This window comes from Nonomuraea glycinis (assembly GCF_014646515.1).
GTDB lineage: Bacteria > Actinomycetota > Actinomycetes > Streptosporangiales > Streptosporangiaceae > Nonomuraea > Nonomuraea glycinis.
This window is the reverse complement of sequence record NZ_BMNK01000018.1, coordinates 43444-66019: the sequence shown is the minus strand read 5'-3', so window position 1 is coordinate 66019 and position 22576 is coordinate 43444. Positions and strand designations below refer to the sequence as shown.

Genomic DNA, 22576 nt, shown 5'->3' with positions numbered 1-22576 from the left:
AGGTCTCCTATCCGTAGATGATCCGGCGTAGCTGCCGCAGGGAAAGCTCGGGGGCCGCCACCCGGCGGGCCCGTAGCTCCGCGGCGACCCTGGGGAAGATCTCGTCGTTGGTGAGGCCGCGGGCCTGCAGTTCGCCGTGGCGCCGCCGTACGAACTCCTCGGTCGTCTCGGAGAAGTACGACAGCACGTCGGCCACCACGCGTGCCGCCTCACCAGGACCGAGGGGACTGGTCTTGGTCAGGTGGGCGATGAGGTCTTCGTAGGGATGCCGTGCCGTGGACACAGAGGAGGACATTACGCAGATTGATCGATCCACGCCAAGTTTCTGCCCGAAATCGGGCAGGAATTAGCCCTAACGTGCTTCCGCGTTCGTTCAGGGAGGTTGAGCGGCTTACCCACGCGAATATGGGTGAAGCACCACGAGATGGTGAGGAATTGGCCTGTCTCTCCCGTAACACCCGCCCCGTCTGACCCACCGCCATCGGGGAATGGTTACGGTGGGTGTTCGTCTCGTGACATTTACGTGGGGGTTCGTCATGCTGCTCTGGGTCGCGCTCACCGCCACCGCCGGCGCCCTGGTCGTGCCGGGCCAGCAGCCGGGGCGGCAGGGTGACTTCGCCGCGGCGGCCAGGGAGTACGGGGTGCCGCAGAGCGTTCTGCTCGGCGTCTCCTACCTGCAGTCACGCTGGGACGCGCACGCCGGGGAGCCGAGCACGGCGGGCGGCTACGGGCCGATGCACCTCGTGGACCTCACCGCCCTTCCCGCCCTTCCCGGCCCGGAGCGGGCGGGGGTCGATCATGCCCACGGGGACGCCCGAGGCGACACCGCCCGGCCGATGCGACACTCCCCCTCCGACTCCCCGCGGACCGAGCTCCCTGCCTCCGAGAGCGCGCGTGCGTCCGGTACCGGCGGGGCGATGTTGCGGGAGGCTGGTGGCGGCGGGGCGATGTTGCGGGAGGCCGGGCGGTTGACCGGGCTCAGCGCGGCGCGGTTGCGCAGCGATCCGGCCGCGAACATCAGGGGCGGCGCCGCGCTGCTCGCCTCCTTCCAGGAGCGGCCCGTCACCGACCCGGCCCAGTGGCACGGCGCGATCACCCGGTACGCGGGCTCGCGGAGCTTCGCCGACGAGGTGCTCTCGGTGATCCGCGACGGAGTCTCACGCCGTACGGACGACGGCTCCGTGGTGCGACTGCCGGCCGACCCGGGCCTGCGGGCACCCGCGCCGCTGCGCAGGGCGGCGAGCCGGGCCGAGTGCCCGCACACGCTGACCTGCGAGTGGATGCCGGCCGCATACAAGCGGACCGGCAAGAAGGACTACGGCAACCACGACCGTCTCGCGCACGCCCGGCCGATCGACTACATCATCATCCACGACACCGAAGGGACCTACCCCGGCATCCCGACGCTGGTGAAGAACCCGAAGTACGTGAGCTGGCACTACACGATCCGCTCCAACGACGGACATGTCGCCCAGCATGTGCTGAGCAAGGACATCGCCTGGCATGCGGGCAACTGGGATGTCAACAGCCGCTCGATCGGCATCGAACACGAGGGCTACCTGGCCAAGGGCGGCACCTGGTACACCGAGGCGATGTACCGGGCCTCGGCCGACCTGGTCCGCTACCTGGCGGACGAGCACGACATCCCGCTCGACCGCGCCCACATCCTCGGCCACGACAACGTCCCCGGCACCACCCCCGATACCCTGCCCGCCATGCACGACGACCCGGGCCCCTACTGGGACTGGGCCCACTACTTCGACCTGCTGGGCAAGCCGTTCGGCCGGGCCGGCCGTTACGATAAGGCCCTGCGGGAGCGGCCGTACGACGGGGACCGGTCCTTCGAGGGCACCTGGCACGAGCCGCCGTCGGAGGTGGACGCGCCGTACGACGACGGGTTCGCGAGCCCCGGCTGGGACGCGCTGTACGAGGAGGACGCGCCGGAGCAGTGGTACGAGGAGGACGCGCGGCAGGAGGGCGGCGGGTCGGTCCTCATCCGGCCGTCCTACGACGACCACCGGCCCCGCTTCACCGGCTGTACGTCCGCCAAGCCCGCCCGGGCGTGTCCCCCGCACGGCGCCTCGGTGGTGTGGCTGCGCACCGAGCCGCACCCCCGCGCCCAGCTGATCGACGACATCGGCAAGCGGGTGGGCAAGCCCAGCACGTACAGCGTCTACGACCACAGCGCCCGCGCCTCGACCGGCCAGCGGTACGCGGTCGCCGAGCGGCGCGGCGCCTGGACGGCCATCTGGTATCTCGGCCAGAAGGCCTGGTTCCACAACCCGCCGTCACGGCCGACCGCCATCCCGGCCCGAGGCCCGCTCGTCACTCCGATCAAACCCACCGTCAAGGTGTACGGCCGGGCGTACCCGGAAAAATCCGCTTATAGGGGCACGGGGGCCGCTTTCCAGCCCCATGTCCCGCTTCCGTACACCATCCCCCAGGGCCAGTCCTACACCGTCGGCCAGACCCTGACCGGCACCTACCAGTCGGCGACGTCGTTCAAGCCGGCCAAGAACGTCATGGTCAAGGGGGACCTGCGTTACCACCAGATCCAGCTCGGCCACCGGGTCGGGTTCGTCCGGGCGAAAGACGTACGCATCATCCGTTGATTTTGGCTTCACAGTCCTCTCCGTGCACACGGGCACTCCGCGAAGGCGATATGGTTTTCCCGTGACCGGCAGTGCCGGACGCACGCGGAAGTGGCTCAGTGGTAGAGCATCACCTTGCCAAGGTGAGGGTCGCGGGTTCGAATCCCGTCTTCCGCTCGGAGTTCAAACTCCTGGTGGAGTGGCCGAGAGGCGAGGCAGCGGCCTGCAAAGCCGTCTACACGGGTTCAAATCCCGTCTCCACCTCGGCGTAGGTCAGCGGACCCTCCGGGATCCGCTAAAGTAAAGTGCAACGCCACGCGGAAGTGGCTCAGTGGTAGAGCATCACCTTGCCAAGGTGAGGGTCGCGGGTTCGAATCCCGTCTTCCGCTCTGAGTGACCTAACTCAATACGGACGATTAGCTCAGCGGGAGAGCGCTTCCCTGACACGGAAGAGGTCACTGGTTCAATCCCAGTATCGTCCACCTCACGAAAGCCCCAGATCTCGGCACCCGCCGACCTGGGGCTTTTCCATTCTCCGGCTGCGGAGTCCGGATGCGGAGTCCGCATGCTCAGCCGATCCGCACCGGTCATCCGCCTCGCGAGCCGTGTCGGAAGACTCCCATGATCGAGGCTTCGGTGTCGGGTTTCCGCGACAAGAGAGCTCCGGTCAGCACCTGACGCCGGGCTTGACGCAGTGGAGCGCGGCTGAGCGACCGGCTCGGCGCCCTGGCCGGCGTCCAGACGGTGGACACCGCTCTCGTTCTTCGCCGGGTCAAGGCCTTCACCTAGACGCCGCTCTGTCAATTGTCCCGAAAATGCAAAATGCAGCCCATTGATTACGCTATGTGCGTGATCGGCCTTCTGACCGGGTAGCGCGTTGGCATTGGCTCCTCGGAGGAGGAAACCGTGGACATCAACATAGGCCAAGGCATATCGGATGCCTGGCGGCAGATTGCGACGTTCGTCCCGAGGTTCATCGCGTTCCTGATCATCCTCGTCATCGGCTGGATCATCGCGAAGGTGCTGATGAAGGTCGTCGACAAGATCCTTGAGCGGGTCGGCTTCGACCGGCTGGTGGAGCGCAGCGGCGTGCAGCGGTGGCTGTCCCGTAGCCAGTACGACGCCAGCAGCCTGGTCGGGAAGATCGTCTTCTACGCGATCATCCTGGTCACTCTGCAGATCGCCTTCAGCGTCTTCGGGCCGAACCCGATCTCCGCGCTGCTCAACGGCGTGGTGGCATGGCTGCCCAGCGCCATCGTCGCCATTGTGATCATCGTCGTGGCCGGGGCGATAGCCAAGGCCGTCGGCGACGTCATCAGGGGCGCACTGGGCGGGCTGTCGTACGGCCGCCTGTTGGCCGTCGCCGCCCAGGTGTTCATCTGGGCGCTCGGCATCATCGCCGCGCTGACCCAGATCGGGGTGGCCACGGCGGTCACCACACCGGTGCTGATCACCGTGCTCGCCACCATCGGCGCGATCGCGGCCATCGGGATCGGTGGCGGTCTCATCCGGCCGATGCAGCAGCGGTGGGAGCGGTGGATCGGCCGTGTCGAGGCCGAGGCGCCCCAGGCCAGGGCACAGGCCGAGGCGTACCAGCGAGGTCGCGGAGACGCCGCCTCGATGACCGAGCAGCCGACGACCCGCACCACCGGCCCCGGGCCGGGCGGCGCCACCCGGTCGGGCTACGACCAGCCCTGAACGCCTGTGGACCGGCCGGCTCGCGTACCGGGGCCGGCCGGTCCGTCAGGCCGGTAGTCCGTTGAAGGCCGGTGATCCGTTGAAGGCCGGTGATCCGTTGAAGGCCGGTAGTCCGTACAGGCCGGTAGTCCGTTGAAGGCCGGTGATCCGTACAGGCCGGCCAGCCGTACGGGCCGCCGGACGCCAGGTCGTTCAGGCCGGTAGGCCGTCTTCGAGGAAGCCTGACTCCCTGGCGAGCCAGCAGGCCGCCGTGAGCCGCAGCGCGGGGGCGTCGAGCTCGCCGTCGAACATCCACTCCCGGTCGCGCAGCTCGTCCAGGAATCCCAGCACGTAGTCGCCCAGGGTCTCGCGGTCCATCGGGATCGCGTCCCGCAGCTCGGCGGCGTGCTGGTCCACCGCGGACACCAGTCCCGGCTCGGTGGTCATTCTGTCGAGCTGCGTGTGGCCGAGCAGGTCCATCACCGATCGCAGCGGCGAGGCGGCCCAGCCTTCCTGGAGATTCACCCTTTAAACCCTAAACCATGACAAAACCCTTTTACTCTTCCGCATCCAGGGCCGCGAGCGTGCGCTGGGCCACGCCGAAGGCGGCGTTGGCCGCCGGAACCCCGCAGTACACGGCGCTCTGCAGCAGCACCTCACCGATCTCCTCGCGCGTCAGGCCGTTCCGTAAGGCCGCGCGTACGTGCATCGCGAGCTCGTCGAGGTGGCCGTGCGCGACCAGTGCGGTGAGCGTGACGCAACTACGGGTCCGCCTGTCCAGGCCGGGGCGGTTCCAGATCTCGTCCCAGGCGTAGCGGGTGATGAAACTCTGGAAGTCCCTGGTGAAGTCGGTGGTGGCGGCGATGGCACGATCGACGTGCGCGTCCCCGAGCACCTCCCGCCGGGTCCGCATCCCGGCCGCCCCATCGGCACTCCCCCACCGCGAGCCGCCCGTCCCGGCCGCCCCATCGGCACTCCCCGGACCCTCCGTCCCGGACGTCCCCTGGGCACTCCCCTGCCGCGAGTCCCCTGTCCCGGCCGTCGGCACCGGTGTGTGGGAGAGGTGGCGCAGGATCGCGGGGGTCACCGCGTCGGCGCGCTCGACACTCGCCAGGTGCGCCGCTCCGGGCACCGCCGCGAGCAGTGCGCCCGGGATGCCGGTGGCGAGGGTGAGCGCGTGCTCGATCGGGGTGGCGGGATCGTCGGCTCCGGCCACGACCAGCGTCGGGGCGGCGATCTCCGGCAGACGGGGCGTCAGGTCGAAGGCGGCCAGCGCCTCACAGCAGGCGGCGTACGACGCGGTGTCGACCTGACCCAGCATGTCCAGCACCCAGCCGCCGTCGTAGCCCGCGGAGAACCAGCGCGTCGCCAGGACCGGCGCGAGCGAGGTCACGCCCTTGCCGCGCACCAGCGCCGCCCGTCCCAGCCACGGCCCCGGCTCGCCGAACCGGGCCGACGAACAGCACAGGACGAGGCTCCGTACCCGCTCCGGCGCCATGACCGCCGCGGTGGCGGCGATCGCGCCGCCGACCGAGATCCCACCCATCGCGACGTACGGCTCATCCACCAGATCCAGTACGGCCTGCGCCAGGTCGTCGATGGTGAACCCCTCGGCCGGCGGCGAGTCGCCATGCCCGGGAAGGTCGTACCTGAGCACCCGCCAAGCGGCGGCCAGCGCCGGCACCTGGGGCTGCCAGACGTCCAGGGTGGTGCCCAGTGACGGGCCGAGGATCAGCAGCGGTCCGTCGGCGGGTCCGTCGAGGCGGTGATGCAGCTTCACGTGCTCACTCCGATACTGACGTTCACGATCGCGCCCGGTAGGCGGCGAGAATCCGGTCGACCAGCTCCGGGGCGGCGCCCAGGTAGCCGGCCGGGTCCAGCAGGTCCTGTGGGGCGTCCTGGTCCAGCGCGTCCGGTGGGACGTCGAGCGGGCCGTCACGGTCCAGGATCGCGCGCAGGTCGTCCCTGTCCAGGTGGGCGGCGAGCCGTTCGGAGACCGTGCGACCGCCGGTGAGCTCCACGTTGGCGCGCATCCTGTCGGGGAAGACCCGCAGCCCGCCGACCAGCTCCACGGCCGTCTCGGCGGCGCCCCCGGTCAGCCTGAGACACTCGCGCAACGGCGCCCACTCCGCCTGCCAGGCCCCCGCCGCCCGCTCGTGCTCCCCCACCTGGGCCAGCGCCTGCGCGTACGCGGGCACCTGGAACGAGGCCGAGCGGATCAGCACCGACAGGGCGGGATTGCGTTTGTGCGGCATGGCGGAGGAGCCGCCCTGCGAGGACTCGGCGACCTCGCCGACCTCGGTCTGGGCCATGAGGATCACGTCCGTCGCCGGCTTGCCGAGGGCTCTCGCCGTACCGGACAGCGCGGCCCCGAGCTCGCCGATCACCGACCGCTCCGCGTGCCAGGGCGCCAGCGGCATCGCCAGCCCGAGCTCCTCGGCATAGACCCCGACCAGCGCCAGCACCCGCAGCGACGCATCACCAGCGGCCTCCCCGCGGACTGCCTCCCCGCGGGCGGCCTCGCGGGCGGCCTCGCTGCGGGCGGCCTCGCTGCGGGTGGCTTCGACCAGGGCGGCGAGGGTGCCTGCGGCGCCGCCGAGTTGGGCGGGGAGGGGCAGGGCGCGCAGGCGGTCGCGGGTGCGCAGGAGGCCGGTGAGCCAGCCGGCCGCCTTGAGGCCGAAGGTCGTCGGCACCGCGTGCTGCCCGAGGGTCCGGGCGGCCATCACGGTGGTGCGGTGACGCTGGGCCAGGTCGGCCACGAGGGCCAGGGCGGCGTCCAGGTCGGCGGTGATGACGGCGACCGCCCGGGTGGCGACCAGCATGGCGGCGGTGTCCAGGATGTCCTGGGTGGTGGCCCCCAGATGGACCAGGCGGGCCACGTCCTCGCCGCCGGCCCGGGACACGGCCGCGCGCAGGTCGGTGACCAGGGGCACGACCGGACCCGCCGACTGGCGGGAGCGGCGGGCGAGGTCGGCGGCGTCCACCGTGAGCGCCGCCGCCGTACGGTCGATCAAGGCCGCCGCCTCGCCGGAGATCAGGCCGGCGCGAGCCTGGGCACGGGCGAGCGCCGCCTCGGCGTCCAGCATGGCCCGCACCCACGCCCGATCCGACGTGAGCGCCTCCACCCGGGTGCCCGCCCGCACCGGCGCCAGCAACCCGCCGTCCGAGCAGGACGGCGGGCCCGCGTCAGAAGTCGCGTCAAAAATCAAGGAAGACCGTCTCGCCCTCGCCCTGGAGCCGTACGTCGAACCGGTGGTCACCGGCCGGCCCGGTCGCGATGAGGGTGGCGCGGCGGTCGGGGTCGAGGCCGTCCAGGAAGGGATCTGGCCGGTCCTCCAGGTACACGCGGGTGAGGACCGACCGCAGCAGGCCGCGCGCGAAGACCTGCATCGACAGGTACGGCCCGGCCGGCCGCGCCAGCCGGAAACGGTAGCCGCCGTCGGGCCGGGTGGCGCAGCGGCCGAAGCCGGACACCTGGCCGTCGCCGCGGAGCAGGGCGCCCCGGTCGCCGGTGTCGCCGAGCCAGATCTCCAGGAGCGCGTCGGGCACGGGCTCGCCCGCGCCGTCCCGGACGGTGCCCGACAGCGTGATCGCCTCGGGGTGGGTGCCGGGGACGAGCTCCCAGTCGTGCGGGTAGGGCAGCGCGTGGGAGTAGAACGGGCCGATCGTCTGCGAGGGGGTCGTCATGAGGGCTCCACCGGGGTCCGGCCGAGCACGATGTCGAAGGTGTAGCCGAGCGCCCACTCGGGCTCGGTGACGTCGTGGGCGTAGGAGGAGATGAGGCGCTGCCTGGCCGACTCGTCGGGGATCGACTGATAGATCGGGTCGAGCGCCATCAGCGGGTCCCCGGGGAAGTACATCTGGGTGATGAGCCGCTGCGTGAACGCCTGGCCGAACACCGAGAAGTGCAGGTGGGCGGGGCGCCAGGCGTTGGGGTGGTTGCGCCACGGGTAGGCGCCGGGCTTGATGGTGACGAACCGGTAGCGGCCGTCCGCGTCGGTGAGGCAGCGGCCGCCGCCGGTGAAGTTGGGGTCGAGCGGGGCTGGATGCTGGTCGCCGGCGTGGGCGTACCGGCCGGCGGAGTTGGCCTGCCACAGCTCGATCAGGCTGTCGCGGACGGGACGCCCGCCCGCGTCGAGGACGCGGCCGGTCACGATGATGCGCTCGCCGATCGGCTCGCCGTCGTGCTGCCTGGTCAGGTCGGCGTCGAGCGCGCCGACCTCCTGGTGGCCGAAGACGGGGCTGGTCAGCTCGATCGCGTCCGGGTCGGCCTTGAACGCCACCGGCGGCTGGGAGGGGGCGCGCAGGACGGTGCTGCCGTAGCCTGGGCTCAGATAGGGCGGATGGGTCATCGCGTTCCTTCAGTTGCGGGGGTCGCTTGCATACGCGGTTGCGGGGTCGCTTGCCTACGGCTCACCAGGGGAGTCCTACGTAGTTCTCCGCCAGTGTGGTCGCCGCCGCCTCGGAGGAGGTCACATAGTCCAGGTGGGACAGCTGTAGCCGCCGCCCGTAGGCGTCGTCGGAGTCGAAGGTGTGCAGCAGCGTGGTCATCCACCAGGAGAAGTGCTGCGCCCGCCACACCCGTTTCAGGCAGGCGGCCGAGTAGCCGTCGAGCGCGCCGGTGCTGCCGTCGTGGAAGAACGCGGTCAGTGCCTCGGTGAGCACCCGGACGTCGGCGACGGCCAGGTTCAGCCCCTTGGCGCCGGTGGGCGGCACGATGTGCGCGGCGTCGCCGGCCAGGTAGAGCCGGCCGTACTGCATGGGCTCGGTGACGAAGCCGCGCATCGGCGTGACGCTCTTCTCGATGATCTCGCCGGTGGTCAGCGTGAATCCGGGCACGGTCTCCAGGCGCGTCCTCAGCTCGGCCCAGACGCGCTCGTCGGGCCAATCGGCCGCGTCGGTGTCCGGCGGCACCTGCAGATAGAAGCGGCTGATCGTGGGCGAGCGCATGCTGTGCAGGGCGAAGCCGCGCTCGGTCCGGGCATAGATGAGTTCGTCCGACGACGGCGTCGCCTCGGCCAGGATGCCCAGCCAGGCGAACGGGTAGTCGCGCTCGTAGGTCTGCAGCACGCCCGGCGGGACGGCCGGCCGGGACACGCCGTGGAACCCGTCGCAGCCGGCGATCACGTCGCAGTCGAGCCGCTCACCGCCGAAGGTCAGGTACGGCCGGTCCGCCAGGGAGTGCGCCGCCACGTCCTCGACCTCGAAGCGGATGTCGCCGCCCGCCTCCAGCCTGGCGGCGATGAGGTCCTTGACCACCTCTTGCTGGCCGTACACGGTGATGGCTCTGCCGGGCACGAGCTTTTCGAAGGCGATGCGGTGCCGTTCGCCGTCGTACCTGAGCTCGATGCCGTGGTGCGGCAGCCCTTCGCGGAGCAGGCGCTCGCCGACGCCGGCCGCGATGAGCGTGTCGACCGTGCCCTGCTCCAGCACCCCGGCTCGCACCCGCCGCTCGACGTAGTCACGGCTGCGTTTCTCCAGGACCACCGAGGAGATGCCGCGCAGGTGGAGCAGGTGCGACAGGAGCAGGCCGGCAGGCCCGGCGCCGATGATCCCTACTTGAGTCCGCATATGGGAAGCATCCTGCTTCGGCGGTGGATGAGCCGACAGGTCGCTTCCACTGAGTGGAAGAATATTGCACGATGGACCCATGTCAGGGAGATCCCGCGAGCCGGGTCGTACGGTCACGTCCAAGGTGCTCGCCCTGCTGGGCGCGTTCGACGCGGCGCATCCGCGGCTCTCCCTCACCGAGTTGGCCACCCGCAGCGGGCTGCCGCTGACGACGACGCACCGGCTGGTCGGCGAGCTGGAGCGCTGGCAGGCGCTCAGCCGCACCCCGGACGGACGGTTCCAGGTGGGGTTACGGCTGTGGGAGCTCGGCCGGCTCGCGCCGGACCCGCTGTACGACGTGGCGCACCCGTGGCTGCAGGAGCTGTTCGGCAACACCGGCGAGAACGTGCACCTGGCCGTCCGCGACGGCCTGGAGGTGCTGTACGTGGACAAGGTGTACGGCAAGCGGGCGGTGCCGATCGTCTCCAGAACGGGGTCCCGGCTGCCCATGCACCCCACGGGGGTGGGCAAGGCGCTGCTGGCGTACGAGCCTGACTGGTTCGTCCGGGCCTATCTGGAGCGCCGGCTGGAGCGGCCCACCTCGCACACGATCACCGAGCGGGGCCGGCTGGCGCGGGAGCTGGCGACGGTCCGGGCGCAGGGCTACGCGCTGACGTTCGAGGAGATGTCGCTGGGCTCGTGCTCGGCGGCGGCGCCCGTCCTGGTGGCGGGGCGGGCCATCGCGGCCCTGGGCATCGTGCTGTCCGCCCGGCGCTCGCGGGAGCTGCCCCGCCTGGTGGAGCCGCTGCTCAGCGCGACAGCCGGAATCGCCCGCGCCTGGTCACAGGCGGCCTAGACGGTGGGGATCGCCCGCGCCCGGTCACCGGTGGTCTAGTCGCCCAGTCGCTGGATGCGGTCCTTCCACAGGGTGGTGGCGATGGCCGCCTTGTGCGGCTGGCCTCTGAGGAAGGCCTGGGCGAAGTTCTTGGCCTGTTCGTAGGAGACCTTGCCGGGCATGGGCGGCTCGTTCGGGTTCACGTCCACGTCCACCAGGGCCGGGCCGTCGTGAGCGAGCGCCTGGCTGATCGCCGGTGCCAGGTCGGCGGCCTTGCCGACCTTGGCGCCGAAACCGCCGCAGGCGCGGGCCCAGGTGGAGAAGTCGGCCTCCGGCTCGGGGTAGCGGACGCCGTGCTCGGGGTAGCCGAGGACCATCTGCTCCCAAAGAATCTGGCCGAGCGAGTTGTTGTTGTTGACGATGACCTTGACCGGCAGCCGGTGCTGGGCGGCGGTGAGGAACTCGGCCATGAGCATGGCGAAGCCGCCGTCGCCGACGTAGGCGATGACCTGCCGGCCGGGGTGGGCGTGCTGCATGGCGATGGCGTACGGCAGGCCGGGCGCCATCGAGGCCAGGGTGCCGGACAGGTAGAACTCGCGCTCGTCGCGGATCGTCCAGTGCCTGGCCGCCCAGGTGGCGATGGTGCCGCTGTCGCAGGTCAGAATGGCGTCGCCGGCGGCCAGTTCGTCGAGGACGGACACGGCGTACTGCGGGGCGATGGGGTCGCGCTCGGCGTTCTCCAGCGTGTCCATGTCGCCCCGCCACTTCACCATCTTTTCCTGATATTTCGCCAGATGGGCGTTGCCGTTCCGGGGGGTGAGCAGCGGCAGCAGCTCGCGCAGCCCCTCCTTGGCGTCGCACACCACCGGCACGTCCGTCGCGATCCTGGTGCCCGCCCTGGCCGGGTCCGCCTCGAACTGCACCACCCGCGCCTTGCCCGGCTCGGGCAGGTATTTGGTGTAGGGGAAGTTCGTCCCCACCATGAGGAGCACGTCGGCCTCTTCCATCAACTCCTCGCTGGGCAGCGTGCCGAGCAGGCCGATGCCGCCCGTCGTGTACGGCGAGTCGTCGGGGATGACCGCCTTGCCGGGCAGCGTCTTGACCACGGGCGCGCCCAGCGCCTCCGCCACGGCCAGCACCTCGTCCCTGGCGTGCAGCGCCCCCGCGCCGACCAGCATGGCCGGGCGGGCGGCCCCGTTGAGCACCTCGGCCGCCCACTCCAGGTCCTCCGGGCGCGGCAGGCCGGATCCCCGCAGGTAGACGGGCGCGGTCCGCGGCGGCCTGACCGGACCGAGGCTCTGGTACGGCTCGGCGCCCGCGTCGGCGACCTGCACGTCGTTGGGGATCGTGAGATGGGCGACCCCGCGCCGCGCGTAGGCGGTCCTGATCGCCACGTCCACCAGCGACGGGAGCTGCGCCGGGTTGCTGATCATCATGTTGTACTCGGCGACGTCCTCGAACAGCCGGTCCAGGTGGACCTCCTGCTGGTAGGCGGTGCCGAGCACGGACGTCTCCTGCATGCCGGTGATGGCCAGCACGGGCGCGTGGTCCAGCTTGGCGTCGTAGAGCCCGTTGAGCAGGTGGATGCCGCCGGGCCCCGAGGTCGCCAGGCAGACGCCGATCCGGCCGGTCGCCTTGGCGTAGCCGGTGGCCATGAAGGCGGCGGCCTCCTCGTGGTGCACCAGGACGAAGCGCACCCGGTCGCGATGGCGGCGCAGGCCCTCCATGATGCCGTTGATGCCGTCGCCGGGCATGCCGAAGACGGTGTCGACGTCCCACTCGGCGAGCCGTTCCACCAGGGATTCCGCTGCGATTCGAGCCATGTGCAGCGCCCTACCCCGCAGATGCACGGACAGGCGTTTACCGGGTATGTGCCCGTTATGCGCATTTTGGTTACGGGGGCGACCGGCACGCTGGGCAGGGCCGTGGTGCCCGCTCTGGTCAGGCGGGGGCACCAGGTCCGGGCGATGAGCCGCCGCGAGCGGGAAGGGACCGACGTGACCTGGGTGCGGGGCGACCTGGCCTCCGGCAACGGCGTCAGGCAGGCGGCCCGCGACTGCGACGCGATCGTGCACCTGGCCACCCAGGCTCGCAGAGGGTCCGAGCGCATGGACGTCGCGGGCACCCTGACCCTCGTCTCGGCCGCCCGCGAGGCGCGGGTGTCTCACCTGCTGTACGTCTCGCCGGTCGGCGCCGACCGGGTGCCCACCGGGCTGCCGCGGCACAAGTTCGAGGCCGAGCGCGTGATCAGGGGCAGCGGCCTCGGCCACACCGTGCTCCGCACCACCCACTACCACCAGTGGCTGGACCGGCTGCTGCGCAGGCTGGCCGGCCTGCCCGCAATCCCGGTGGACCCCTCGGTCCCCTGGCAGCCGATCGACACCGCCGAGGTGGCCGCGCGCCTGGGCGGGCTGCTCGCCGACGGCCCGCGGGGCGAGACGCTGGAGTTCGGCGGGCCCCAGGTGCTCGGCACCGACGAGCTGGTCCGCACCTGGCTACGGGCCCACCGGTCGCGCCGCCTGTGCGTACGCGTGCGCTACCCGGGCAAGCTGATCGCCGCGCAGCGAGCGGGCGCGCTCACCACCGACGCCACTCCCCTGGGCCGGATCTCCTGGGCCGACTACCTGTGCCCGCCGATGCCCCTGTCCGACGACTTCGCCGTGGAGCACACGGCCTCACCGACCAGCCCGGCCAACCAGCCGGAGGGCGACCCCGACCTACGGGTCTACGGCGGCGACGAGGGCTACCAGCGACAGACAAGGAAGTAACCGCCTGGAGTGGTCAGCCCAGTGACGCGCTTGCCGCGCGCAGCTCGTCCAGGGCCGCTAAGGCGTAGCCGGCGAGCTCGTCCTTGACGTCACGGTCGCTCTCGGACCATTTCGCGTACCCCCGTTTGAAGGCGAGGACGCCCAGCTCGCCCGCGAGAGCCGCGGTCGGGTCGGGCACGCCGCGGGCGACCAGCGCGGTGGTCATCGCGGCCGCGAGGCTGACGCTCTTGAGCGCGTCACGCTCCTGCAGCTCGGCACTGGCGGCGACGGCCGCCTTCAGGCGAGGGGCGAGCCGGCGACTCATGGCGCCCATCGCGGTGGAGGCACGCTCGAGACCGGCGGCGACCGCTTCGAGCGGGCTGGCGTCGTCAGGCGCCTCGGCGATCCCCTCGGCCAGCAGCCGGCTCAGCGCCTCCTGGCCGGCCACCAGCAGCTCGCGCTTGTCGGGGAAGTGCCGGAAGAAGGTGCTCTTGGTGACTCCGGCGCGCTCGGCGATCTGCGCGACCGTGGTGGCGTCGTAGCCCTGCTCGGTGAACAGGTCGACGGCAGCCACGACAAGGCGTTCGCGCGCGCCTGGTTCCCATCGAGCCATGGGCCCATCCTAACGTGATGGGACTCTTGTCCCATCACCCTGTTAGAGTGATGAGACAAGAGTCCCATCACTTACGGGAGAGTTCCATGCGCGTCTTCGTCACCGGTGGCACCGGCCTGATCGGCTCCGCCGTCGTCGCCGAACTGCTCGGCAACGGCCACACCGTCCTCGCGCTCGCCCGCTCCGACGCCTCCGCGCAGGCCGCCGAGGCGGCCGGCGCCGAAGCGCTCCGCGGCGGTCTCGCCGATCTGGACGTCCTCCGCGCCGGCGCCGCTCAGGCCGACGGAGTGATCCACCTGGCCTTCGCCAACGACTTCAGCAGCCCGGAGGCCCTCGCGAACGCGGTCGCGGAGGAAACCGCCGCCCTCGAGACCCTCGGCCAGGCACTCGTCGGCACCGCCCACCCCTTCGTCGTCGCCTCGGGGACACCCGCCGCGCCGGGCCGCGTCTCCACCGAGGCCGACCCGCTGATCACCGACGGGCCGGTCGGTGGTCGCGGTCGCGCGGTCAAGGCGGTCCTGGCGCTGGCCGCGCGCGAGGTCCGGAGCAGCGCCGTACGCTTGCCGCGCACGGTGCACAACGAGGGCGAGGGCGGGTTCGCCGGTATTCTGACCGCCATCGCCCGCCAGACCGGCCTGTCCGGCTACCCGGGCGACGGCACCCAGCGCTGGCCGGCCGTGCACGCGCTCGACGCGGCGGTCCTCTTCCGGCTCGCCCTGGAGCAGGCGCCGGCAGGTACGGCCTGGCACGCCGTGGACGACGAGGGGGACCAGGTGCGTGACATCGCCGCGGTCATCGGCCGGCGGCTCGGCCTGCCGGTCGAGTCGGTGCCGGCGGAGACCTACGGCCCGCTCGGCGCGCTCTTCTCGAGCGACCAGCCCTCGTCCAGCGCCTACACCCGGCAGACGCTCGGCTGGGAGCCGAAGCACCCGAGCCTGCTGGAGGACCTGGAGAACCTCCGGCCCTGACCGGCTCGCTAGGTCCAGGGGTCGTAGTCGATCTCCAGCGGCTCCTGGGGCGGGCGTTGCGTCGCGGGGACGTGCTCCAGGTTGACCCGGATCCGATACCACAGGCTGCTGCGCCCGCGCATGCCGTCCACCAGCACGTCGGCAGGCTCCAGCAGGGCGGCCGCCTCCGGGTGGCGGGCCTTCCAGCGCTCGAGGCCGGCCATCGCCTCGTCCTTGTGCTGGGCCTTGGCGATCTCGATGACGGGCCTGGTCTGCTGTCTGCGGCCGCTGCCCTTGGGCGGCTTGGGCGCGGGGCCGAGCTCGTCGGCCAGCTCCAGCAGGCCGTCGAGGGAGCCGGGGTGCAGATCCATGTCCTGCCACGGGTCGCCGATCTCCCGCAGCCGGTGCGGCACGGTGTCGAGCGTGAAGCTCTCCGGCCGGCAGCCGGGCACCTCGTCCCAGGTGAGCGGCGTGGACACGCGGGCGTCGGGGAGGGCGCGCACGGAGTAGGCGGAGGCGACGGTGCGATCGTAGGCGTTCTGGTTGAAGTCGACGAAGACGCCGTGCCGCTCCTCCTTCCACCACCGGCTGGTGGCCAGATCGGGAGCGCGCCGCTCGACCTCGCGCGCCACCGTCTCGGCCGCCTTGCGCACCTGGGCGTAGGGCCAGAGGCGATCGATCCTGGCGTAGACGTGAAACCCCCGCGAGCCCGACGTCTTGGGCCACGCGGTCAGCCCGTGGTCGCCGAGCACCTCCCGCACCACCTGCGCGGTGCGCAGCACGTCGGCGTACGCGACGCCCGGCACCGGGTCCAGGTCGATGCGCAGCTCGTCGGGGTTGGCGAGGTCGTCGGCGCGCACCGGGTGCGGGTTGAGGTCGACGCAGCCCAGGTTGACCACCCAGACGAGCTGCGCCAGGTCCGTGCAGACGACCTCCTCGGCGCCGAGGCCCGAGCGGTAGCGCAGCTCGGCCACCTCGATCCAGGGGGGCCGCTTGGCCGGGGCGCGCTTCTGGAAGAACGGCTCCTCCTCGATGCCGTGCACGAACCGCTTGAGCACCATCGGCCGCCCGTGGACGCCGCGCAGCGCGGCCTCGCCGACCGCCTGGTAGTAGCGGATCAGGTCGAGCTTGGTGTGGCCGCCCCGCGGGAAGACCACCTTGTCCGGGTTGGTGATGCGCACGTCGCGCCCGGCCACCTCGATGTCAGGCATGAGATCACGATACGTGGCGGCTCTGACATTCCCACAGCTCACGGCTGCGGGCCTCCCAGTGGTCCAGGCCCAGGCGGTGGTGCGCGTCGATCGCCGCCCGCGCGTGCGTACGGGCCTCGTCCGTACGGCCGAGCCGGAACGCGAGCCGGGCCAGCACGTCCCTGACCGAGCCCCAGCCGACGCTGCCGGAGCCCATCACGATGAGCTGGTCCGCGATCGGCCGCAGCCGTGCGTACAGATCCTCGGGATCCGGCGTGCCGAGCCGGGCGGCGATGAGCCCCCAGACGGGCCACAGGAAGTCGGCGGACCAGTCCTCGCGCAGGTCGGCGCCCCACCGGGCGAGCAGGTGCCTGGCCAGGTCCTCCTGGCCGGTGTCGAGCGCGGCCAGCACGGCGAGCGGGCGGAGCGGCGTGAGCAGCGGGCGGTCGGCCGCGGCGACGAGCTCGTCCAGGATCTCGGCCACCCTGCCCTGGCCGCGCCTGCAGGTGTACAGGCCGGTCAGGCGGCGGGCGTCCAGTCCCCACAGGCTCGCGCCGTACCTCGGGCCGGGGAAACGCTCCAGCAGGGACTCCACCTCCGGCCAGCGCGCGTGCAGGGTGTGCCCGGCCGTCTCCGCCACCCTGACCATGGCCTCCAGCTCCGGCCGGCGCAGCCGCCGGACCAACTCGTCGCAGCGGGCCAGCTCCCGCTCCCACTCGGCGAGCTCACCGGCGCGCAGCAGGCAGGACATCCGGAAGATCCCGGCGATCAGGCGGGCCTGCCTGTTCAGGGGGGAGATCTCGCGCATCTCTTCGGCCGCGCGCAGCCGCTGCGGGTTGCGGCCGGGGACGAAGGAGGCGAGCAGGTGGTTGTTCAGGGTCCTGGCGAGCAGGGCCGGATCATGCAGGGCGCGGGCCAACTCGACCGCCTCGGCGGCGAGGCGCTCGCCCTCGGCCCGGCGCGGGCCGTAGTACAGCTCGACGCCCAGCGTGCCCAGTAGCGTCGCCCTGTCGTGGTCGGCGAGCGGGCCCGCCAGCAGCTCCTCCAGAACCGCCACCATCTCCTCGTCCACGACCCCGTACGGCCGCCAGTTCCACACCGCCGGGCCGCCGAACACCGACACCGCCGCCACCAGCGCCTGCCGGTCGCCGAGCCGGCGGGCCTGGGCGACCGCCTCGCTCAGGTCGCGCAGCGCGCCCTCTGCGTCCCCGGCGTCGCGGCGTGCCTGCCCGAGCTCGGTCAGGGCGCGGCAGCGGGCGGGCGAGTCGCCGGCCGGCAGGTGGGCGAGCGCCAGCTCCCACAGCTCGACGGCCTCCTGGTAGCCGTGCCCGGCGGTGGCCCGGCGGGCGGCCTCGGTCGCGTGCTCGACGGCCCTGGCCGAGCCGCCCAGCGGCGCCGCGGCGGCGTAGTGGCCCGCGAGCAGGGCGGGGTCCGCGCCGGGGACCTGGTGCAGATGGTCGCCCGCCCTGAGGTGCAACCGTGCGCGGGCCAGCCGGTCCAGGCCGGTGTCGAGCGCCTGGCGTACCAGGTCGTGGGAGAAGCGGTAGCCGGCCGCCTCGGTGATCAGCCCGGTCGCCAGGGCGGGCTCCAGCAGCGACATGACCTCCTCGACCGGCCGTTCGGCCAGCGCGGACAGCAGCTCCAGGTCCACCTCGCGGCCGGCCACGGCCGCCGCCCTGAGCAGCTCCCTGGTGGGTCCGGGGAGCCTGGCCAGGCGGCGGTCGATGACGTCGCGGGCGCCCGGTGGGACCAGATCGCGTTCGCTCTCCGGCAGGCGGAGCAGCTCGGTGAGGTAGAACGGGTTACCGCCCGAGCGGTCCAGCAGGGCCAGCGGGTCAGCCCGCACGTCGCGCAGGCGCAGGTAGTGGCGCACGTCCTCGGCGTCGAACGGGGCCAGCGGCATCCGCAGACCCTCCCTGGCCAGCGCGCCGAGCGTCTCGCGCAGCTGCTCCGGGTGCTCGCCCGGCTCGGGCCTGAGCGTGGCGAGGACCAGCGTGGAGGTACGGGCCAGCTCGCCGGCGACATGACCGAGCAGCTTCAGCGAGGAGGCGTCGGCCCAGTGCAGGTCCTCCAGCACCAGCAGGTTCGGCCCGGCGCGCAGGTGCGCGAGCACGTCGTCGTACAGGTCGAACAGCTCGGCGTGCGCCCGCGCCGGGAGCACGCCCGCCCGCGTCCACGGCCAGAACGCCGGCGCCGAGCCCCCGTCCAGGCAGCGCCCCCACGCCACCCGGAACCCGCGCGCCCCGGCCAGCTCGGCGACGGCCCTGGCCAGGCTGGTCTTGCCGATCCCCGCCTCGCCGGTGATGACCACCAGCCCGCCCCGGCCGGCCCGCGCCTCCGCCAGCCGCTCCTCGACCGCCCGCACCTCCCCGTCCCGCCCCACCAGCCGCCCACCGACGCCCTCGACCGGACTTTGCGAGATCACCGCGTCACCCGGACCTGCGGGAACGGGCGGGAGGGTGCTCGGTGAGCCGGGGGCGGCGTAGATCGGGGGGTGAGGGCGGGCCTCCAGCTCCGGGGCCTGGCCGAAGACGGCCTGTTCCAGGCGCTTCAGCTCGGGACCCGGCTCGATGCCGAGCTCGCCGGCCAGCAGGGCACGCACCCGGCGCAGGGCGGCCAGCGCCTCGGCCTGCCGCCCGGCCCGGTAGAGGCCGAGCACCAGCAGGCCCCAGGCGCGCTCCCGGTAGGGATTGGCCTCGGCCAGCGCCTCAAGGTCGGGGATGCCGGCCTCGCCCAGGCCCAGCCGGGCCTCCAGCCGATCTTCCAGCGCGCCCGACCGCAGCTCGGCCAGCCGGGCGGACTCGGCGCGGGCGAAGGCCAGGCCGGCGAACTCCGCCAGCGGCTCCCCCCGCCACAGCGCCAGCGCCCGATCGAGCACCGCCGCGGCCTCGGCGTGCCTGCCGGACCGGATCAGGCGGCCGCCGTCGGCGCTCCAGGCGGCGAACCGGCCCAGGTCCGTCTGGGCGGGCGTGATGTCGAGCAGGTAGCCGGGCTCGCGGGTGAGGAGCAGCGCGGGCGGGGTGCGCGGCTTGCGGTCCGGCTCCAGCACCCGCCGCAGGTGCGAGATGTACGCCTGGAGCGTCGCGGTGACCTTGGCCGGGGCCTCCCCCGCCCACAGCTCCTCGATGAGCCGGTCGAGCGAGACGGCCCGGCCCGGCCGCAGGGCGAGCATGGCCAGCACGGCCCGCTGCTTACGCGTGCCGGGATCGAGCCTGACGCCGTCGGCGTCGTACACCTCAAGCGGGCCGAACAGTCGAAGCTCCACGCCCCAAGTCAACCTCAAGCCACTCTCAAACCGTTACATGCACAGTCATCCCCATGAACGAACTGAAGAACACGATCAAGGGCACGATCTGGGCCGCCGGCGACCCCGGCTTCGCCGAGGCGAGCCGACCGTGGAACCTGGCGGTCGCGCAGAAGGTCGTGGCGGTCGTCGAGGCGGCGGACGCCGAGGACGTGGCCGCCACGGTCAGCTATGCCGCCCTGCACGGCCTGGCGGTGACGACCCAGCCCACCGGCCACTCCGCCAGCGGCTCGGCCGACGGCACGATCCTGCTGCGCACCCACCGGCTGAACAGCGTGGAGATCATCGGCGGATCGGCGGAGGCCGGCCCGGATGGTGTGGCGCGGGTCGGGGCGGGCGCTCAGTGGGGCCAGGTGCTGGCCGCGGCGAGCCCGCTCGGACTGACGGGCCTGGCGGGCAGCTCCCCCGTCGTGGGCGTGACGGGATACACGCTGGGCGGCGGGCTGAGCTGGTTCAGCAGGGCCTACGGGATCGCCGCCGACAGCGTGCTGGCCTTCGACGCGGTCGACGCCGGCGGCGCGAAGATCAGGGTGACGGCGGAGACCGACCCGGAGCTGTTCTGGGCGCTGCGCGGTGGCGGCGGCGACTTCGCCGTGGTGACGGCGCTGGAGTTCGCCCTGCGTCCGGCACCCTTCCTGTACGGCGGGCGGATCATGTGGCCGGTGGAGCGGGCGCCGGAGGTGCTGGCCGCCTACCGCGAGGTCACCGCGACGGCTCCGGACGAGCTGACCGTCTGGTACGACCTGCTGAAGCTCCCCGGCGGGCCGGGCTTCGTCACGGTGGACTGCACCTTCCTGGGCGAGCACCCGGGCGACCTGCTGAGCCCGTTCGACCGGATCGGCGGCGCGATCAGCGACGGCCGTGGCCTGCTGCCGGTGGCCGAGCTGGGCGGCATCTGCGCCGAACCGACCGACCCGCTCCCCAGCATGAGCAGCGCGTACCTGCTGACGAGCCTGGACGACGCGGTGGCCGAGGTGCTGCTGGCCGACCCGATCGACCCGCTGGTCAGCGTGCAGATCAGGCACCTGGGCGGCGCCCTGTCCAGGCCCGTCCCGGGCGGCGGCGCGGCCGGTCACCTGGACGAGCCGTACCTGGTCTACCTGCTCGGCCTGCCGTCCCAGGACACGGCCGACCGGATCGAAGGCCTGTCGAAGGCCCTGGTGCCGCACACGACCGGACGCAAGCCGTACACGATGCTGCATGACGGCGAGCACGCCGCGTCCGCCTTCCCCCGCGAGACCCTCGACAGGCTGCGCGACCTCAAGCGCGCCCGCGACCCGCGGGGTGTGATCAGGGCGAACTTCCCGGTCCTCTAGCTCCAACCCTCGCAGGTCACCCGCTGCTGCCAAGCGTGACCGTGACCCGATGGTGGGTCGTGGCCCGCCCGGCTGTGGCGTGCCCGGTCCATATCGCGATGTAGGTGTATCTGCCGGCGGTCTCGAGCGTGTCGATGAAGGTGTACGAGCCATCTGCGTCCGTGCTCACGGGCGGGAGAATGACGGTCTCGGGGTCGCCGTCGTTCGTCACGCTGCGCTGCACGGTGATCGTGGCGCCCGGTTCGGGCTGCCGGTCGCCCACCGTAAGCACGCCGGTCAGCTCCACAGGCTCGCCGACAGTTCCGGACGCCGGTCCGTCCAGGGTGAGAGAGGAGATGTGCATGAACGTCACGGTGGCGGAGGCGCTGCTCCAGCGGGATCTGCTGTCGCCGTCCCAGAGCACGGTGTAGGTCACCTCGCCGACGCCCGGGGGTGTGTCCGTGAAGGTGAACCTGCCGTCCTCGCCTGCCGTCACGCTGTCGAGCGGCACGCTCGTCCCGTCGGGCAGGCGGCGGGTCACGGCGAGCGGCCGGACGATGCGCGATTTGCCGCTGGTCCGGGTGATCCGCCCTTCGAGGGTGACCGACCCACCGGACCGCACGCGCGCCGGGGCCGTCAGCGTCAGCTCGGAGGCCGGCAGCGTGACGCCGTGCAGCCGCCACAGCAGCAGCCGGCCCGCCGAGTTCCGCAGCAGCGTGTAGACATCCTGCCCGGAGAACACGACGCCGCCCGGGACCACCTCGGCGTCCGGCTGGTCGGCGGAGTACGTCACCGCCCCGGTCGCGGCGTCGTAGAGCGTGAGGTCGGTGCTGCCCCACTGGCGCCCCGCGGCGACGTAGGCGCCACGGGAGTCGATCGCCACGCCGGCCGGGTACCCGTCCCATCCATCTCCGTAGGCGCCGGTCGCCGTCAGGGTCGTGGTGTCGAACTTGGTGAAGTGCCCGGGGGCGTCGGCCGCCGCAATCAGGGTGGAGCCGTCGAAGGTGAGGGTGAGCTCGTTCAGCTTGTCCAGGTCCCACCTCTGGCCGTCGATCTCGCCGCGCAGCGTCGGGGTGCCGCCGCCGATGTCGTAGACCAGCAGGTCGGAACGGCGTAGGCCGGTCTCGCCGACCACGAGCGTGTCGCCGGCGACCGCGAGCACGGGAGTCCGGGCGTGCACGCGCCCGAGCGTCACCGGCGTCGGAGCCGCCGCCGTCAGGTCCAGGCCGACGGCGCCACCGTCGTCGCCACCCTCCTCGCCGGCGCAGCCGTGTCCCACCCACAGCCACTGGCCGGACAGGGCCAGCGTGGACGGGCACGGGTGGGCGGACAGGTCGATCCGGCGGAGGACGGTGCGGCTCGCGGTGTCGATCTCGGCCACCTCGTTCGAGCCGGTGAGCGCCGCGTACAGGCGGGTGGCGCCCGTGTTCAGGGCCAGCCCGTCCACCCCTGACAGGCCGGTGACGGCACCGCCCGTGACGTTTCCGCCGCGGTCGGCGACGATGATCCGGTCTGCGGCGGAGACGAACACCTGGCCACCGCCGACGGCGATGTCGGCGGTGAAGGAATCGAGGCTCACCCCGAGATCGGTCGTGGTATCGGCGGCCGAGGCGGCAGGGGCCGACACGGTGAGCAGGCCCGTGATCAAGCCGACGGCACCGCAGTAAGCGGCTAGTCGGCGAATCAGTGGGTGGCGCACGTAGAACTCCTTAAGACGGGAACATATGTTCCAATAACGTCCTATAGGTGCTCCCACGTCAAGATCGACATTTCTATGGAAGGCGAACTCTCCGTGATACCACCAGGTCGTCGCACCTGGGCGACATC

At 72.2% G+C, this 22576-nt stretch carries 18 protein-coding genes and 4 tRNA genes; 10 read left to right on the top strand and 12 right to left on the bottom strand.

Annotation, left to right across the window (positions count from 1 at the left end):
• Nucleotides 1-7 precede the first annotated feature (7 nt).
• Nucleotides 8-283, bottom strand: coding sequence for a hypothetical protein (locus tag IEY87_RS36750; RefSeq protein ID WP_225277600.1), 276 nt, complete (start codon nucleotides 281-283; stop codon nucleotides 8-10).
• A 229-nt stretch (nucleotides 284-512) separates the two neighbouring features.
• Between IEY87_RS36750 and IEY87_RS46315 the strand changes: the two genes are divergently transcribed.
• The 6 genes from IEY87_RS46315 (at nucleotide 513) to IEY87_RS36720 (ending at nucleotide 4289) form a co-directional block, all read left to right on the top strand.
• Entirely contained in the window at nucleotides 513-2612 is a 2100-nt protein-coding gene (locus IEY87_RS46315) for an N-acetylmuramoyl-L-alanine amidase (RefSeq protein ID WP_225277601.1), read from the top strand.
• Between the two features lie 84 nt (nucleotides 2613-2696).
• Nucleotides 2697-2768, top strand: a tRNA-Gly gene (locus tag IEY87_RS36740).
• A 16-nt stretch (nucleotides 2769-2784) separates the two neighbouring features.
• Nucleotides 2785-2855 (top strand) — tRNA-Cys (locus IEY87_RS36735).
• Between the two features lie 53 nt (nucleotides 2856-2908).
• Nucleotides 2909-2980, top strand: a tRNA-Gly gene (locus IEY87_RS36730).
• 21 nt (nucleotides 2981-3001) lie between these two features.
• Nucleotides 3002-3073, top strand: a tRNA-Val gene (locus IEY87_RS36725).
• 430 nt (nucleotides 3074-3503) lie between these two features.
• Nucleotides 3504-4289: a mechanosensitive ion channel family protein gene (locus tag IEY87_RS36720; protein ID WP_189143576.1), complete on the top strand. Its 786-nt coding sequence runs from the start codon at nucleotides 3504-3506 to the stop codon at nucleotides 4287-4289.
• Nucleotides 4290-4481: 192 nt separating this feature from the next.
• Here IEY87_RS36720 and IEY87_RS36715 read toward each other — a convergent pair whose 3' ends face one another.
• The 6 genes from IEY87_RS36715 to pobA form a co-directional block, all read right to left on the bottom strand.
• Nucleotides 4482-4793, bottom strand: a complete 312-nt coding sequence (locus IEY87_RS36715) for a DUF6401 family natural product biosynthesis protein (protein ID WP_189143458.1) — start codon at nucleotides 4791-4793, stop codon at nucleotides 4482-4484.
• A gap of 31 nt (nucleotides 4794-4824) precedes the next feature.
• Complete coding sequence (gene pcaDC / locus IEY87_RS36710; protein WP_189143457.1) at nucleotides 4825-6048, bottom strand: bifunctional 3-oxoadipate enol-lactonase/4-carboxymuconolactone decarboxylase PcaDC; 1224 nt, start codon at nucleotides 6046-6048, stop codon at nucleotides 4825-4827.
• A gap of 22 nt (nucleotides 6049-6070) precedes the next feature.
• Nucleotides 6071-7477 carry a lyase family protein gene (locus tag IEY87_RS36705; RefSeq protein ID WP_225277602.1) on the bottom strand — a complete coding sequence of 469 codons (1407 nt, stop codon included), beginning with the start codon at nucleotides 7475-7477 and terminating at the stop codon, nucleotides 6071-6073.
• The gene (locus tag IEY87_RS36700) at nucleotides 7467-7955 is read right to left on the bottom strand and encodes a dioxygenase family protein (RefSeq protein ID WP_189143456.1); all 489 of its coding nucleotides are present in this window, start codon (nucleotides 7953-7955) and stop codon (nucleotides 7467-7469) included. The genes IEY87_RS36705 and IEY87_RS36700 overlap by 11 nt, the downstream gene beginning before the upstream one ends.
• Nucleotides 7952-8620, bottom strand: coding sequence for a protocatechuate 3,4-dioxygenase subunit beta (pcaH, locus tag IEY87_RS36695; protein WP_189143455.1), 669 nt, complete (start codon nucleotides 8618-8620; stop codon nucleotides 7952-7954). The genes IEY87_RS36700 and pcaH overlap by 4 nt, the downstream gene beginning before the upstream one ends.
• Nucleotides 8621-8681: 61 nt before the next feature.
• On the bottom strand, nucleotides 8682-9839 hold the full coding sequence (pobA, locus tag IEY87_RS36690) for a 4-hydroxybenzoate 3-monooxygenase (RefSeq protein ID WP_189143454.1): 1158 nt from the start codon (nucleotides 9837-9839) through the stop codon (nucleotides 8682-8684).
• Between the two features lie 79 nt (nucleotides 9840-9918).
• On the opposite strand from pobA, the gene IEY87_RS36685 reads away from it, so the two are divergent.
• Entirely contained in the window at nucleotides 9919-10674 is a 756-nt protein-coding gene (locus IEY87_RS36685) for an IclR family transcriptional regulator (protein ID WP_189143453.1), read from the top strand.
• A gap of 35 nt (nucleotides 10675-10709) precedes the next feature.
• On the opposite strand, the gene IEY87_RS36680 is transcribed toward IEY87_RS36685, so the two are convergent.
• Nucleotides 10710-12476 (bottom strand): thiamine pyrophosphate-dependent enzyme, encoded by a 1767-nt coding sequence (locus tag IEY87_RS36680; protein ID WP_189143452.1) that lies wholly within the window; start codon nucleotides 12474-12476, stop codon nucleotides 10710-10712.
• Nucleotides 12477-12533: 57 nt separating this feature from the next.
• Here IEY87_RS36680 and IEY87_RS36675 point away from each other — a divergent pair, with 57 nt between their 5' ends.
• Nucleotides 12534-13421, top strand: coding sequence for an SDR family oxidoreductase (locus IEY87_RS36675; RefSeq protein ID WP_189143451.1), 888 nt, complete (start codon nucleotides 12534-12536; stop codon nucleotides 13419-13421).
• Nucleotides 13422-13434: 13 nt separating this feature from the next.
• Here IEY87_RS36675 and IEY87_RS36670 read toward each other — a convergent pair whose 3' ends face one another.
• Complete coding sequence (locus IEY87_RS36670; protein WP_189143450.1) at nucleotides 13435-14013, bottom strand: TetR/AcrR family transcriptional regulator; 579 nt, start codon at nucleotides 14011-14013, stop codon at nucleotides 13435-13437.
• 86 nt (nucleotides 14014-14099) lie between these two features.
• On the opposite strand from IEY87_RS36670, the gene IEY87_RS36665 reads away from it, so the two are divergent.
• Nucleotides 14100-14981 (top strand): SDR family oxidoreductase, encoded by an 882-nt coding sequence (locus tag IEY87_RS36665; RefSeq protein ID WP_189143449.1) that lies wholly within the window; start codon nucleotides 14100-14102, stop codon nucleotides 14979-14981.
• Nucleotides 14982-14989: 8 nt separating this feature from the next.
• On the opposite strand, the gene ligD is transcribed toward IEY87_RS36665, so the two are convergent.
• Together ligD and IEY87_RS36655 are read right to left on the bottom strand one after the other, a co-directional pair.
• On the bottom strand, nucleotides 14990-16171 hold the full coding sequence (ligD, locus tag IEY87_RS36660; protein WP_189143448.1) for a non-homologous end-joining DNA ligase: 1182 nt from the start codon (nucleotides 16169-16171) through the stop codon (nucleotides 14990-14992).
• 4 nt (nucleotides 16172-16175) lie between these two features.
• Nucleotides 16176-19415 carry an ATP-binding protein gene (locus tag IEY87_RS36655; RefSeq protein WP_189143447.1) on the bottom strand — a complete coding sequence of 1080 codons (3240 nt, stop codon included), beginning with the start codon at nucleotides 19413-19415 and terminating at the stop codon, nucleotides 16176-16178.
• A gap of 53 nt (nucleotides 19416-19468) precedes the next feature.
• Here IEY87_RS36655 and IEY87_RS36650 point away from each other — a divergent pair, with 53 nt between their 5' ends.
• Nucleotides 19469-20770 (top strand): FAD-binding oxidoreductase, encoded by a 1302-nt coding sequence (locus IEY87_RS36650; protein WP_189143446.1) that lies wholly within the window; start codon nucleotides 19469-19471, stop codon nucleotides 20768-20770.
• A gap of 16 nt (nucleotides 20771-20786) precedes the next feature.
• Here IEY87_RS36650 and IEY87_RS36645 read toward each other — a convergent pair whose 3' ends face one another.
• A complete protein-coding gene (locus IEY87_RS36645) occupies nucleotides 20787-22448 on the bottom strand; it encodes a YncE family protein (RefSeq protein WP_189143445.1) in 1662 nt (553 codons plus the stop codon).
• Between the last annotated feature and the right edge of the window lie 128 nt (nucleotides 22449-22576).

Excerpts from the sequence above, each read along its gene's own strand:
- IEY87_RS36685 (WP_189143453.1), top strand. The coding sequence starts at position 9,919 with ATGTCAGGGAGATCCCGCGAGCCGGGTCGTACGGTCACGTCCAAGGTG.
- IEY87_RS36650 (WP_189143446.1), top strand. The coding sequence starts at position 19,469 with ATGAACGAACTGAAGAACACGATCAAGGGCACGATCTGGGCCGCCGGC.
- IEY87_RS36665 (WP_189143449.1), top strand. The coding sequence starts at position 14,100 with ATGCGCGTCTTCGTCACCGGTGGCACCGGCCTGATCGGCTCCGCCGTC.
- ligD (WP_189143448.1), bottom strand. The coding sequence starts at position 16,171 with ATGCCTGACATCGAGGTGGCCGGGCGCGACGTGCGCATCACCAACCCG.
- IEY87_RS36670 (WP_189143450.1), bottom strand. The coding sequence starts at position 14,013 with ATGGCTCGATGGGAACCAGGCGCGCGCGAACGCCTTGTCGTGGCTGCC.
- IEY87_RS36680 (WP_189143452.1), bottom strand. The coding sequence starts at position 12,476 with ATGGCTCGAATCGCAGCGGAATCCCTGGTGGAACGGCTCGCCGAGTGG.
- IEY87_RS36675 (WP_189143451.1), top strand. The coding sequence starts at position 12,534 with ATGCGCATTTTGGTTACGGGGGCGACCGGCACGCTGGGCAGGGCCGTG.
- IEY87_RS36700 (WP_189143456.1), bottom strand. The coding sequence starts at position 7,955 with ATGACGACCCCCTCGCAGACGATCGGCCCGTTCTACTCCCACGCGCTG.
- pobA (WP_189143454.1), bottom strand. The coding sequence starts at position 9,839 with ATGCGGACTCAAGTAGGGATCATCGGCGCCGGGCCTGCCGGCCTGCTC.
- pcaH (WP_189143455.1), bottom strand. The coding sequence starts at position 8,620 with ATGACCCATCCGCCCTATCTGAGCCCAGGCTACGGCAGCACCGTCCTG.